Raw genomic sequence first — 12,500 nt, 5'->3', positions numbered from 1 at the left:
AGTGAATCACCCCATGGTGGCGAGCGCACGCAGGTGGTTGCGGTGCCGTACACAGACGCATTCACGACCCAGATGGTGAAGCGGGGATGGATGGCCCGAGCGCTGTGAGTGCCGCGACACTGGCCCATCAGGCAGGGGGGCGTGTACCAAGGGTGCAAGGTGCGCAGATGTTCCGGGGATACCGAGCAAGCATTCCGGGCATGTCGAGTACCGCTTCCGGTGAAGAGCCGAGCACCGCGGTGAGGGGGCTCAGTCGGCAAGAGCGTTTATGTCACCGAGCAGCAGCAGGGCCACTCCGCCCTCCCGACGCGGAGGTGGAGATGGCGGCACAGAGGCTGTCCATGCGGAAGTTGAGAGCGCTTTTCCGGTTGAGTTCCGAGGCGAAGCTGACGACGCGGTTGATTGCGGCGAGACTGGGCCTTGGAACGACACGGTATGCGACGACCTGGGACAGGCACGGGTGGCGAAGCCGACGTGGCCGGTGCCACCAGAGCTGGACGATGACGCGGCGCTGACAGCGCTGCTGTTCCCAGAGGACGCGAAGGCGCTGGCGGAGCGTCCGGAGCCGGACTTGGCGCAGGTGCATACGGAGCTGAAGACGGGCGTCACCAAGCTGCTGCTGTGGCAGGAGTACCTGGGGAGACGGTGCCAGGCGGCTACCAGTCAGTACAAGCCACTTCGGCCAGAGGTACGGGCGATGGCTGGCCACCACCTGCAGCATCCCCCTTCGCCAGGAGCACCGCGCCGGAGCGATGTGCTTCGTGGACTTCAGCAGGGACAGGGCGCCGGTGGTGGACGCCACCACCGGCGAGGTATGGGTGGCGCAGCTCTTCGTGGCGGTGCTGGGGGCATGACGTATGTGGAGCCCGCATTCAGCGAGGACGTGGCCACGTGGGTGGGTTGCCACGTACGGGCTTTCGAGTACTGCGCGGCGGAGCCACCGAGTTGGTGGCGCCCCGCGAGACTCAATGCCGGCGTCACCCGAGCGCATCCTACGAGCCGGACATCGACCCCACTTACGCGGACCTGGCGCGGGCACTATGGCTTCGCGATTCTGCCAGCGCGCCCGCGGCAGCGGCGGGACAAGGTCAAGGTGGAGATGGGTGTGCTGCTGGCCGAGCGGTGGATTCTGGCAACACTGCGCCACCGGCTTTTCACCTCGCGTTCTCCCAGGTGCGAGAGGCGGTGAAGCCGTTGCTGGAGAAGCTCAAACACGCGGCCCATGCGTAAGCTGGGCACCGCGCTGGGAACATCTTGGCGTTCACGAAGAAGCGCCGGAATCGGGACCGTGACGGCGGAGGGATTGCGTGAGTCCACCGTCCCGGTGGCTTCGCTTTCGTCTTGCGAGCAACTGCGCTCTCCTCGGAGGCCCTTCGGCGGTTGCTCTGTCCCTCGATGCTGAGGATGTCAGCGTGGTGGATGACGCGGTCGATGAGTGCGGTGGCGCAAGCCCCATTTGGGGAGCTGCCGGGCCAGTCGGAGAAGGCCAGGTTGGGCGTGAGGAGAGAGGTAGCCCACCTCATCGATGACAAGCGGCCCGGTGCGGCTGGTGTATGTAGTGGCGCAAGCGCTTGGCCTGTCGAGCGCGCGTGAGGAGTCCTGGCTGGACAGGTCGTCCATCAGCATCTGCGAGGCGGAGCGGAGGTGACGAGGACAGAGGCACCGTTGACCACGCGGCCTCGTGGGCGAGGTTCCGGGCAATCACATCGTCTTGCCCTGCCCCTGGGGCGCGACAATGACGACGTTGCGAGCACCCTGCATGAAGTCCAGGCGCAGGGAGGACTCGACGGCCTCGCGGTCAATCTTCTTGGGCCAGAGGACCAGTCGAAGTCTGCCATGGGCTTTTGAAGCGACCCGGACGGCTGCGAATCAGGCGCCGCTCAAGGCCCCGGCGACGGCGCTCGTGCTGCTCCTCCCCTGACGTGCGCGAGCGGCTCGGTGGTGCCCAGCGGGCCTTGTAGCGCGGGCGATGAGGTCATCGAGGGCGGGCCCGTGAAGTGAAGGCAGAGAGAGGCGCGGCGCTTAGCGAGGGGACTTGTCATCGTGGGAGTAGCCCAGTTCCGTGGCTCTCCCGCACGTCGTGTGGACCGTATAGGCTCAGACGGTGAGCAGCACTCGACGACGGAGCAGGTCGAAGTTGGCGCGGCCATACATCTGACGATTGAGATGCTTGAGCTTCGTGATTTGGCCTTCGGCCTGGGCGTTGTTGCTCCAGGGAGTAGTCAGCGCTGCCCGGACGGCATCGCCGTCCTGTTCGAGGCCCTCCGCAAAGGTTTCCACCGCGCGGACCCCGCACGCACGCGCCTCGCCCAACCACGCTTCGAAGCGCCTACAGGACCGCGTTGGCCTTGCTCGTTGTGAAACGCCCCGCGAGCGCACGAGTTTGTGACGGACCGGGGTAATGGATCGCAGGCGGGTCACCCAAGCTGTTCGTAGCGGGGTCGGCCAAGCGGACCGCAAGTTGGAGCAGTCGGGACGGCGGTCCGTTCACTCGGAAGACAGTTGGAAGAAACGCGGCCGGCGGGTGGAGTGAGCGCCTACCTGGCCAGTCATCCCGTGCATCTCCTCGCGAGTCCACGAGCACCGCCCCCGCGGTGCGCCCAGGGACGCGCGCGGATGAGCTACCGGAGAGTCGACATGGACAGGTTGAGAGAGTTGGTGCGGCTGCACCGCATGGGGACGGGTGCGCGCGAAGTGGCCCGGCTGTTGGGCATGGGGCCGAATACGGAGAGGGCATATCGCGCGGCGCTCATGGCGGCTGGCGCACTGGAAGGCCCCGTGGACGAGGTGCCTGAGCTGGAAGCGCTCAAGGTGCTGGAGCAGAAGCACCTGCCCTCCAAGGGGTCACCACAGCAGACGTCCTCGCTGGTGCCTTGGCAGGAGCGAGTGGAGGTACTGTTGGGCCAGGGGCTGGGGCCTCGTGCCATCCACGACAGGCTCCGGCTGGAGGTGGAGGGCTTCCGCGGCGAGCGCCTCGGCGGTGAAGCGCATGGTGCGACAGCTGCGCAAGGCGCGAGGCGTCCGGGCCGAGGACGTGGCCATCCCTGTCGTGACGGCGCCAGGGGAGGTGGCACAACAGGTGGACTTCGGCTACGTCGGCAAGCTGCTGTGCCCCAGGCAGAAGGTGGCGCGCAAGGCGTGGGTGTTCGTTCTGGTGCTGGCGCACAGCCGCTACCTGGTGGCCGACGTCGTCTTCGAGCAGTCGCTGCCGACATATGGCTGCGGCTGCACGTGGACGCCTTCGAGCAGTTGGGCGGCGTGGTGGAGACGGTGGTGCCGGACAACCTGAAGGTGTTGCGAGGCGAGCTGGTTGATGGACGAGCGATCCGCCTGGTTGATGGGCATCACCGAGCGCGAGCGTGAGCGAGCGCGCTCGGAGATGGGAGCGGCCTACTGAGCGGCGGAGTCGGTGTCGAGCACGCGTGCGAGGACGTCGCGCTCGACGAGCTTTTTCTTGCGACGCGCGGCCTCGCGAAGCGCAGTGGTCGCGAGCCGGTCGATGTCGCGGTGAGCACCGGAGGCGGCCTCGTGGAGCATCGCCATCGCGTCGGAGGCGAAGAGCTCTCGCTCGCAGCCCGCGTTCTTCAGCCGCAGGCGGAGGTACTCCGCGGTGTCATCGGGCCCAAGCGCGTCGATGGTGAGGCGGCGTGCGAGGCGGGAGGCGAGGCTGCGGTTACGGCGCATCGCGAGCCGCGAGTCGAGCTCGGGCAGTCCGACGAGGATGAGGGAGAGGAGCGCCTTGGAGTCCCACTGGTAGTTGAGGAGGATGTGGAGGTGGTCGAGCACGTCCTGGTGGAGCAGGTGCGCCTCGTCAAGAAGGAAGACAGGGTGGATGCGCTCGCGACCGAGGTCCTCCACGTGGCTGGACACGGCGTAGAAGACCGAGGCCGCGGTGGCGGAGGGTGTGAGCCCGAGGGCAAGACACAGCTGGCGGTAGAAGTCGCGGCGGCCCAGCGTGGCGTTGTGACAGTAGGTGAGGCGGAAGCCCGCCTGGGGGAGCCGGTGGCGCAGCGCGCGCAGGACGCACGTCTTGCCGACGCCGGGCTCGCCCACCAGCATGACGCTCTGCCGCTCGCGCACGGCTTCGCAGAGGTCCTCGACGAGGTCCGTCTTGGAGGCCGGCAGCCAGAGGTCCGCGTCGGCAATCTCCTTGGAGAAGGGCGCATCGCGGAAGCCGAAGTGGGTGACGTAGGCGGGCGTCATGAAGCACCTCCATCGCGATGCCGAGGAGGACGCCCGACGGCGCGGTCGAGGAGCGCACGGGGCGGGTCAAACGCGGGGTGTGGCCGGTACGTCTCGTCGTGGAGGGGAGGCCGACGCAGCGGCCTCTTGCGGCGCGCGTTCTTCACCGCGTCGACGGGGTGGAGGGTGTAGCGCTTGCCCTCGAATTCGGCCCAGGGAGTCTCGCCCAGGTCGACAAGGCAGCGGCACAGGTGCACGAGGCGCCCGGCGAGGTGGCCTGCGTCCTGCGTCGAGCTCGTAGTCGGCGCCATCGACAGCGACGGTGGTGTCACGCCGCACGCGTCGGCGGATGCGGGTGGTGAGGGCCTCACGCAGCTTCACCTCGTCGAAGCCATCGGGCGCCTGGGGCGCGGCCTCGAAGATGGCTTTCGGTGTCGCGCCCATAAGGGCTGCGTGCGAGGTGACGTGGTAGTGCGCGTCGAGGAAGGCGCAGAGGCGGACATTGACGTCGTGCAGCGAGGCGACGGGCCCGAGGAAGTCGAGGCAGCCCTCGCGCAGCGTGCGCCAGAAGCGCTCCATCTTCCCGCGGGCAGGGGCGTCGTAGGGCCTGGCGTGCAAGAGCGACGTGCCGATGCGAGCGCACGCGGTGGCGAGCGTCTCGCCCCGGTACGTGGCGCCATTGTCCAGGTAGAGAGCGTCCGGCGGACCGTGCTTGCGCAGGGCGCGCACCATGAGGCCGAGCATGTCCACCTCGCGCTCAGTGTGGTGGGCCTCCAACGCCACGACGTACCGACTCGCGTCGTCCAGCAGCGCGTGGATGCGCAAGGGCAGCGACTTGCCCCCGACGGTGAGTCCAGGCCCGTGACACACGTCTGCGTGCCACAGGGCCATGGGGCGCTCGGCCTGCCAGCGCAGGCGCGTCTTTGTGCCGCTGCCGTCGCGCATCCCGACGCGGTCGAGTCCTGCTTGCGCGAAGAGTCGGCGCACCGTCGTCGCCGAAACGGCGTCCTTCTCGAGCCGGCCATCGGTGACGAGTGTGCGCAGGATGAGCGTCACGGACGCGGACGGGTACTCCCGCCGGATGTCGAGCAGCAGCTCGCGCTGGGCCGCCGAGAGCTGCTGGGCGCGGCCCTTGTCGCTGCGGCCGTGCGGGACGAGGCCTGAGAGGCCGCGCTTCTTGTACGCGTAGTACCAGCGCTCGAGCGTGGCCGCCGAGTAGCAGTGGCTCGCCTTGGCGCCCGGCGGCACGAAGCGCTGCTGGGCGAGGGCCTCGAGCGCCGAGGCGAGCTGGCCTCGGTCCATCTGCGCCTGGGTGAGGGCGCCGATGACTCCGTGGCGAAACACCGCCACCGCCTCGGCGTGGGACTTCGGGGTGAGGCTCTTCATTTTGCGCGGACTTCCCGTGCCTTCCCTCATCCCGGCATGGGCCTCTTGGGAGGGCAGACGCCTACCGTCCCGCCGGAGGCAGGTCTTCGAGGACAGGGCTTGTCGGGTGGGATGGACTTGCGCGCGGGGCGAGCCGAGAGCCGAGGAGCAAGTCCCTCAGCGGGCGCGCTCGGCTCCCCGGAACGCACAGGCGGACAGCGATGGAGGTCCCGTCGCCGGGAGCGCAAAGGCGGCGACTGTCGTCGCCACTCGTGCGGCCACCGCTCGCGCCGTCCAGTCCGCGGGCGCCGGCCGCACGCAGCACAGGAGCTTCCCGCGCCTGGCCTCCCCGGCCCAGCGGCAGAGGGCATCCCAGCGCCCGGCGCTCCCGGGCCCCACCACGTCCCACGGACTCACGCGTCTGCGCACCGCCGCAGCCGTCAGCGACTCGAGGCCCCACAGGGCGAGCGCCCAGACGAGGGCCGCGAGCGAATACAGCTTCCTGGCCAGCACCTCCGCAGGCACGACCGTCTGCGACACGCCGCACCCACGGCAGCGGTAGCGTCGCACGCGCAGCTCCACGAGGACGGGCGACGCGCCAGCGTCCAGCGGCCCGCGCACCTGGCGGCTCCGACTGCCATGCCCATGAAGCCCCAGCGGCCCTCCCACAGGGCGGCTCGCCGCGCCGCAAGCGGCGCAGCTCGCCGGGCGTACCGCCGACACGGACGGCATCTGCGCCGCCCAGGACTTGACTCCGACGCGTGTCCGTACGACTCCTTGGGGGCCTCGCTTCTCTCTCACACGTCAATCGGGGCGCTCGACCTGTGAGCGTGTTGGCGCACGCTCCAGGTCACCTTTCTCACGCGAGCTGGCGAACACCGCCGCGCCCCGTCCTCTCAGCGCCCTACGGACTACCTCACGCAACGTGGCGCGCCAGAATCCGGCTCGCTGACGGACTCCGCGCGACCTGCAACATCCCTTCCCGGCAACCAGCGCGCTCGTCGCGACCGCGATCTCCATCAACCACTTCGCTCAGCAACACTGACGAGCTGATTCCCATGCGCAAGAAGCTGCGCCTGTCCGGTGTCCTCCAGTCCCTGCAGCTGCGCACCCAGCAGGCTGTGGACGACAACCTCTCCCAATTCCTCTACCGGCTGCTGAGCGACGAGGTGGAGCGTCGCGACTCCAAGCAGCTTTCCCAGCGCGTGCGTCGCGACTCCTTCGAGCACGCCCGGACGCTCGAGGATTTCGACTTCCACTTCAACCCCAGCGTGCCCAAGGCCAAGGTGCTGGAGCTGGGCACGTGCGGCTTCCTGGAGCGCCACGACAACGTGCTCATCGTCGGCCCCACCGGCGTCGGCAAGTCCCACCTCGCGCAATCCCTCGGTCACCGCGCGTGCCGCGCCGGCTACAGCACCCTCTACGTCGGCACCCACGAACTGCTCATGCAACTGCGGGCCGCACGCGGCGACGGTAGCTACGACAAGCGCCTGTTGCGCTTCACCTCGCCAGACTTGCTCATCATCGATGACCTTGGTCTGCGCGGGCTGACGCAGGATGAGCCGGTGGACCTCTACGAGGTCGTCCGCCAGAGGTACGAGCGCAAGAGCACCGTCATCACCTCCAACCGGGCGATTGAAGAGTGGCCTCCGCTTTTCGGAGACCCGCTGATGGCCAGTGCCGCCATGGACCGACTTCTCCACCACGCCCACGTCCTGGTCATCGAAGGCGACAGCTATCGCAATCCACCCCCTGCCCGACGCCGCAAGCCCACCGCCGCGGAGGCCCTATAGACAACAACGTGGATCCGCTTGGCCGACCCCAAACTCGTCATCGCCGTGAACTCGAACAACGGCTCCGTGACGAACTCACCAGGGCGATCCGCTTGGCCGACCCTCACGCGGTCCATACCCCCGGTCCTTGACAGTCAGGTACTCCAGATAAGGGGCGAGTATGCTGGGTCTGGGCACGCGCGCCGCGCGCTCGGGGAAGACTTCGGCGGCGGAGTATTTGCGCACCGTCCCGCGAGCAAGTCCCAGTGTGTGACTGATTCTCAGCAGGAACTCCCCGGCCAGGTGACGCCACCGTACGGCTTCGTATGCAGCGACGAGCCGGGAGCGGCTCTCCTCTCGGGCGTGGGCTTCGGCATGAGTTCGGGAGAAGCTGGTGTGACGGTGTGCAGGAGGAATGTCTCCGCTCGACACGGCGTAGCGCTCGAAGGCGGGGGTGCGCGCTGTCATCCAGCGTTTCCATCATTTGCCGTCCATTCAGCAGCAAGTGCCAGCGGTCCGCCACCTGCTGGGCCTCTGGAGTACCCAGCACCGCCGCTCGTGTGTACTCAGTCGACCGGTCTCTGGCGATGACTTCCACGCCGGGGTGCTGGCTCAGCCATGCGCTCACCGTGGGAGTCGAGCGGTCTGGCAATACGTCCCGCACGCAGTGCGCTTCCATGTCGACAAGGATGGAGCCGTAGGTGCGCCCCTTGCGCAGCGCCCAGTCTCGTTGAGGCCCAGGACGCGATCGGGGATGGGAAAAGCTCCGGCTGTGATTGCAACGGCGCACTGCGCGGTCGCCAGTCGCCGTGTCCGCCGAGCCGGAGTGGCCAGTAGGCGCACCGGCCGCTCCGCGGACGTGCGGCGGCGGGAGCTTTCCGGATTTCGGCAGCAGCGCCGCACACGCAGCTCGAGTTGCACGACGCGCCCCGCGGCGGGCAGGTCCGCCGGGCGTCGGACATAGCTACCTGGCAGGAGGGACATCGTGCTCGCGTGCCTCCCATGCGCACCCCGAGGACGACACCCGCCGCACTACCGTGGGCCACCCGGTCCGCCCGACACCCAGGAAGTGGATACAGCGTTTCCATTCCCAGGGTTTATTCGTCCCGCTGGCAGCTTGCCGCGCGCCTGCCTACTCCCCAGAGGGGAACCACACGAAGTGCGGGAGAGCCGGGTAGCTGGACTCCCGCGGGCCCCATCCACCTGAGCCCTGGCGCACCCTCACCCCGGCCGTGGGCCCTCTCACGCGACATCCCACCGTGGCGCGCACCGCTGGCGAGTCATCTCCACTTGAGTGGAATGCCGCGGCCTCTACTCCTTCGTCCTATCTGCGAGCGAAATGGGGCGGACGACAGGCCCGAGCTTGAGCGCGAAGACACCAAGTACGGACAGGGCCTGGCCAAGCAGGAGCACGATGCCCACGGGCGACATCGTGGAGCCATGAGCCAGCAGGAGTGCCACACTCCCTATCACCCAGGAGCCATCCACCAAGAGGTGCACCAGCGCTGCCCACATGGGGACTGACGGCTGGACGGCGACCCACGCATTGAAGCCGGCCCATGGCACCAGAAACACGCCCACTCCGAACAAGAAGGCAGGAGGCAACGACCAACCTGCGAGCGTGGTGAGCGGCGTGGCTACAAACAGAAGCGCCACTACCCATGGTGATAGCGGCAATGGCATCTGCGCGATAGACGAGGCGGTCGGTCATGAGGGAGCTTTCCGGTGACGGGAGAGCCCCGCAGACTCGATGTTTGCCCAGCCGCCCCGCAATGACCTCGGAGGGAAGTGCTCCGGCGGCGTGAATCGAATAGAGCCATGAAAGAGGCCGTGATGCGCGATGTCGACGAGGTGCCAGCCAAGGGACACCGGAAGACCATTTCAGGGACGCCCAGCGAGCTGGGCGCACTGCTGAAAGACTGGCGTGCGTTGCGAGGCAAGAGCCAGCTCGTGCTCGCACTCGACGCCGAGGTCTCCCCCCGGCACCTGGCATTCATCGAATCGGGCCGGACAGCTCCCAGCCAGGACATGGTCACGCGACTGGCAGGGGCGCTGATGCTAGGACTCCGCGAACGCAATGCCTTGCTCGTCGCGGCGGGCTACGCGCCTGAGTTTGGTGAGAGTGATTGGAACAGTGCGGAGTTGAAGGAAATCCGCCAGGCTGCGGCGATGATTCTCAGAGCGCACGATCCCTACCCTGCCCTCGTACTCGACGCAGCGTCCACGGTGCTCGATGCCAACGTCGGGGCACTCACGATGATGGGGCAGGAGCGAGACGCACTTGGGAGAATCAACCTGATGGACCTGGTCTTCGCTCCCGGCCGCGTCCGAGCGGCGATTGGGAATTGGAACGAGGTGGCGGGCTTTCTGCTCCAGCGGCTCCGGGACAAACGCACGCCTGCGCGGCCCCCACTCCGAGGTCGCACGGGTGCTGAAGCGCGTGCTCGACTTTCCTGAAGCTCGTGCGCTCCCTGCGGCAATGCCTGGCGGCGGTGGCGCCGTTCTGATTCCGCTGACTTTCGAGGTCGACGGAGTGACCACCCAGTGGTTCACCACCGTCACGACTTTTGGTGCGCCCCTCCACGCACTGGCCGAGGAGATCACCATCGAGCAGTTCTACCCGCGCTGACCCAGACGCTTACGCGGGGCAATTGCGTGTGAAGTTGGGCCTGGTGGTGGAGCTGGGGGAGGCGACGCGGGCGCACCAGCGGCTGGAGTCGCGCGCGACGGTGGGCAAGGTGGTGCTGCGGGTGCCCTGAAAACGGGCCCGCCCGCGGGCCACGAGGCGCCGTTGGCCTCCAGCCCGCCGGCGGCCCAAGGCCGTCACGCCGGTGCCCGGCGGAGCCTGGGACGCGAGGACGCGGAAAAGCGAAAAGCCCCCGTCGCACGAGGCGACGAGGGCTTCTCTCAAAAAGAATCCGGCAGCGACCTACTCTCCCACGCGGTTTCCCGCGGAGTACCATCGGCTCTGGAGGGCTTAACTTCCGTGTTCGGGATGGGAACGGGTGTGACCCCTCCGACATTGCCACCGGAAAAGCTGTAAGTGCATACAAAGGGTAAGTTGCAATAGTCTGCGAGTACAAGTCTCGCTGTGCGCTAAGTGTTTCGTCCGGGTGAATGCATAGTGCATTCAGTCTCGGCCTTGGCCCCGAGTCCCTTACTCCCCTTGAGGGGGCATGCAAGAGATAGGGGGAAGTAAGCCTCTCGACCAATTAGTACCAGTTAGCTCAACGCGTTACCGCGCTTACACACCTGGCCTATCAACGTCGTAGTCTTCGACGGGTCTTCAGGGGCTTGCGCCCGGGATACCTGGTCTTGAGGTCGGTTTCCCGCTTAGATGCTTTCAGCGGTTATCCAATCGGCACATGGCTACCCAGCGATGCCTCTGGCGAGACAACTGGTACACCAGCGGTGCCTCCAACCCGGTCCTCTCGTACTAAGGTCAGAGCCTCTCAAGTATCCTACGCCCACAGCAGATAGGGACCAAACTGTCTCACGACGTTTTGAACCCAGCTCGCGTACCGCTTTAATTGGCGAACAGCCAAACCCTTGGGACCTGCTCCAGCCCCAGGATGCGATGAGCCGACATCGAGGTGCCAAACCTCCCCGTCGATGTGAACTCTTGGGGGAGATAAGCCTGTTATACCCGGAGTACCTTTTATCCGTTGAGCGATGGCCCTTCCATTCAGGACCACCGGATCACTATGACCTGCTTTCGCACCTGCTCGACGTGTCCGTCTCGCAGTCAAGCTCCCTTATGCCATTGCACTCGCCGCCCGGTTTACCAATCGGGCTGAGGGAACCATCGCGCGCCTCCGTTACTCTTTGGGAGGCGACCGCCCCAGTCAAACTACCCACCAGACAGTGTCCCAATCCCGGCTGACGGGACATGGTTAGACACCAGAAATCAACAGGGTGGTATTTCACCGTTGCCTCCACCGAACCTAGCGGCCCGGCTTCAAAGGCTCCCACCTATCCTACACAGTCAATCCCTAGTGTCACTGTCAAGTTATAGTAAAGGTTCACGGGGTCTTTCCGTCTTGCTGCGGGTAAACTGCATCGGCACAGCTATTTCAATTTCGCTGAGTCCCTCTCCGAGACAGCGCGGAAGTCGTTACTCCATTCGTGCAGGTCGGAACTTACCCGACAAGGAATTTCGCTACCTTAGGACCGTTATAGTTACGGCCGCCGTTTACTGGGGCTTCGGATCATCGCTTTGCCTTGCGGCTGACGAATCCCCTTAACCTTCCAGCACCGGGCAGGAGTCAGACCCTATACGTCGGCTTGTCGCCTTCGCAGAGTCCTGTGTTTTTGGTAAACAGTCGCTACCGCCATTTCTCTGCAACCTCTCTCGGCTCCGGCTGTACGCCTTCACCTACCAGAGGCCCACCTTCTTCCGAAGTTACGGTGGAAATTTGCCTAGTTCCTTGGAGGAGAGTTCTCTCAAGCGCCTTAGGATTTTCTCCTCACCCACCTGTGTCGGTTTACGGTACGGACACCCTGCAAGCTCCCTACGGGACTTTTCTTGGAAGCAGAGCATCAACGACTTACCCCTTACGGGGCGCCATGGGGTCTCGGGGATAGCTGTCGCGCCTTTAATCGTACGCGACACCCCTACGCCTTTGGACTGACACAACCGCCGGTCAGCTCGTCTAGCTTTCTCCGTCCTCCCTTAGTTCAACGCTTACAAGATGGCGCAGGAATATTAACCTGCTTTCCATCATCTACGCCTTTCGGCCTCGACTTAGGTTCCGGCTAACCCTGGGAAGATTAACTTGACCCAGGAAACCTTGGGTTTACGGCGAGGGGGTTTCTCACCCCCTTTATCGCTACTCATTTCGGCATCAGCACTCCCAGCCGCTCCAGCCGCCCTTTCGGTCGACCTTCGCTGCAACTGGGACGCTCCCCTACCGCCACACGTTTTGCGTGTGACCCGAAGCTTCGGTACTAGTCTTGAGCCCCGTTACATTTTCGGCGCGGCCTGTCTTGACCAGTGAGCTATTACGCTTTCTTTAAAGGATGGCTGCTTCTAAGCCAACCTCCTGGTTGTCAATGACCTGCCACATCCTTTCTAGTGTTCACTTAGACTAGATTTGGGGACCTTAGCTGTCGGTCTGGGTTATTCCCCTCTTGCCAATGGACGTTATCACCCACTGACTGCGTCCCGGGCTAACAATTACT

Annotated in this window: 12 protein-coding genes, 2 rRNA genes and 1 pseudogene (1 of these 15 running past the window's edge); 5 read left to right on the top strand and 10 right to left on the bottom strand. The window is 65.7% G+C overall.

Translation table 11 applies throughout. From position 1 onward, the window contains the following. Window positions 1–1,154: 1,154 nt before the first annotated feature. From ACN469_RS23120 to ACN469_RS23110, 3 genes and pseudogenes are all read right to left on the bottom strand, one after another. Window positions 1,155–1,523, bottom strand: a complete 369-nt coding sequence (locus ACN469_RS23120; protein ID WP_498770906.1) for an ATP-binding protein — start codon at window positions 1,521–1,523, stop codon at window positions 1,155–1,157. 574 nt (window positions 1,524–2,097) lie between these two features. Further along, window positions 2,098–2,382, bottom strand: a pseudogene (locus ACN469_RS23115) (transposase); the annotation flags it as partial. 462 nt (window positions 2,383–2,844) lie between these two features. Continuing rightward, complete coding sequence (locus ACN469_RS23110) at window positions 2,845–2,991, bottom strand: hypothetical protein (protein WP_498770905.1); 147 nt, start codon at window positions 2,989–2,991, stop codon at window positions 2,845–2,847. Here ACN469_RS23110 and ACN469_RS23105 point away from each other — a divergent pair. Further along, complete coding sequence (locus tag ACN469_RS23105; protein WP_498770904.1) at window positions 2,990–3,289, top strand: hypothetical protein; 300 nt, start codon at window positions 2,990–2,992, stop codon at window positions 3,287–3,289. The genes ACN469_RS23110 and ACN469_RS23105 overlap by 2 nt on opposite strands. Window positions 3,290–3,390: 101 nt before the next feature. Here the strand turns inward: ACN469_RS23105 and ACN469_RS23100 are convergent, their stop codons facing one another. From ACN469_RS23100 to ACN469_RS23090, 3 genes are all read right to left on the bottom strand, one after another. Beyond that, complete coding sequence (locus tag ACN469_RS23100; RefSeq protein WP_498770903.1) at window positions 3,391–4,203, bottom strand: ExeA family protein; 813 nt, start codon at window positions 4,201–4,203, stop codon at window positions 3,391–3,393. A 66-nt stretch (window positions 4,204–4,269) separates the two neighbouring features. Continuing rightward, on the bottom strand, window positions 4,270–5,568 hold the full coding sequence (locus ACN469_RS23095) for a DDE-type integrase/transposase/recombinase (RefSeq protein WP_498770902.1): 1,299 nt from the start codon (window positions 5,566–5,568) through the stop codon (window positions 4,270–4,272). A 156-nt stretch (window positions 5,569–5,724) separates the two neighbouring features. Beyond that, window positions 5,725–6,168, bottom strand: coding sequence for a hypothetical protein (locus ACN469_RS23090; RefSeq protein ID WP_498770901.1), 444 nt, complete (start codon window positions 6,166–6,168; stop codon window positions 5,725–5,727). Window positions 6,169–6,605: 437 nt separating this feature from the next. Here ACN469_RS23090 and istB point away from each other — a divergent pair, with 437 nt between their 5' ends. After that, entirely contained in the window at window positions 6,606–7,340 is a 735-nt protein-coding gene (gene istB / locus ACN469_RS23085) for an IS21-like element helper ATPase IstB (RefSeq protein ID WP_498770900.1), read from the top strand. A gap of 103 nt (window positions 7,341–7,443) precedes the next feature. On the opposite strand, the gene ACN469_RS23080 is transcribed toward istB, so the two are convergent. Next, a complete protein-coding gene (locus ACN469_RS23080; protein ID WP_498770899.1) occupies window positions 7,444–8,109 on the bottom strand; it encodes a transposase in 666 nt (221 codons plus the stop codon). Window positions 8,110–8,630: 521 nt separating this feature from the next. Further along, window positions 8,631–8,894, bottom strand: a complete 264-nt coding sequence (locus tag ACN469_RS23075; RefSeq protein WP_498770898.1) for a hypothetical protein — start codon at window positions 8,892–8,894, stop codon at window positions 8,631–8,633. Window positions 8,895–9,137: 243 nt separating this feature from the next. Between ACN469_RS23075 and ACN469_RS23070 the strand changes: the two genes are divergently transcribed. Genes ACN469_RS23070 through ACN469_RS23060 form a run of 3 tightly spaced genes read left to right on the top strand, consistent with a single transcriptional unit; the run spans window position 9,138 to window position 10,078 of the window. Continuing rightward, window positions 9,138–9,776, top strand: coding sequence for a helix-turn-helix domain-containing protein (locus ACN469_RS23070; RefSeq protein WP_498770897.1), 639 nt, complete (start codon window positions 9,138–9,140; stop codon window positions 9,774–9,776). Beyond that, a complete protein-coding gene (locus tag ACN469_RS23065) occupies window positions 9,748–9,948 on the top strand; it encodes a hypothetical protein (RefSeq protein ID WP_498770896.1) in 201 nt (66 codons plus the stop codon). Before ACN469_RS23070 ends, ACN469_RS23065 begins: the two co-directional genes overlap by 29 nt. 22 nt (window positions 9,949–9,970) lie before the next feature. Then, window positions 9,971–10,078, top strand: a complete 108-nt coding sequence (locus tag ACN469_RS23060) for a hypothetical protein (RefSeq protein WP_498765332.1) — start codon at window positions 9,971–9,973, stop codon at window positions 10,076–10,078. 157 nt (window positions 10,079–10,235) lie between these two features. Here the strand turns inward: ACN469_RS23060 and rrf are convergent. Together rrf and ACN469_RS23050 are read right to left on the bottom strand one after the other, a co-directional pair. Then, a 5S ribosomal RNA gene (rrf, locus tag ACN469_RS23055) occupies window positions 10,236–10,352 on the bottom strand. A 158-nt stretch (window positions 10,353–10,510) separates the two neighbouring features. After that, window positions 10,511–12,500 (bottom strand): 23S ribosomal RNA (locus ACN469_RS23050) (it continues 975 nt past the right edge of the window).

The sequence above is a fragment of the Corallococcus terminator genome, from assembly GCF_049194865.1.
Taxonomy (GTDB): Bacteria; Myxococcota; Myxococcia; order Myxococcales; family Myxococcaceae; genus Myxococcus; species Myxococcus terminator_A.
This window is presented reverse-complemented; position numbering and strand designations above follow the sequence as displayed.

Coding starts and splice junctions, on each gene's coding strand:
- ACN469_RS23105 (WP_498770904.1), top strand. CDS start 2,990: ATGGTGCGACAGCTGCGCAAGGCGCGAGGCGTCCGGGCCGAGGACGTG.
- ACN469_RS23100 (WP_498770903.1), bottom strand. CDS start 4,203: ATGACGCCCGCCTACGTCACCCACTTCGGCTTCCGCGATGCGCCCTTC.
- ACN469_RS23070 (WP_498770897.1), top strand. CDS start 9,138: ATGAAAGAGGCCGTGATGCGCGATGTCGACGAGGTGCCAGCCAAGGGA.
- ACN469_RS23110 (WP_498770905.1), bottom strand. CDS start 2,991: ATGCGCTTCACCGCCGAGGCGCTCGCCGCGGAAGCCCTCCACCTCCAG.
- ACN469_RS23120 (WP_498770906.1), bottom strand. CDS start 1,523: ATGAGGTGGGCTACCTCTCTCCTCACGCCCAACCTGGCCTTCTCCGAC.
- ACN469_RS23095 (WP_498770902.1), bottom strand. CDS start 5,568: ATGAAGAGCCTCACCCCGAAGTCCCACGCCGAGGCGGTGGCGGTGTTT.
- istB (WP_498770900.1), top strand. CDS start 6,606: ATGCGCAAGAAGCTGCGCCTGTCCGGTGTCCTCCAGTCCCTGCAGCTG.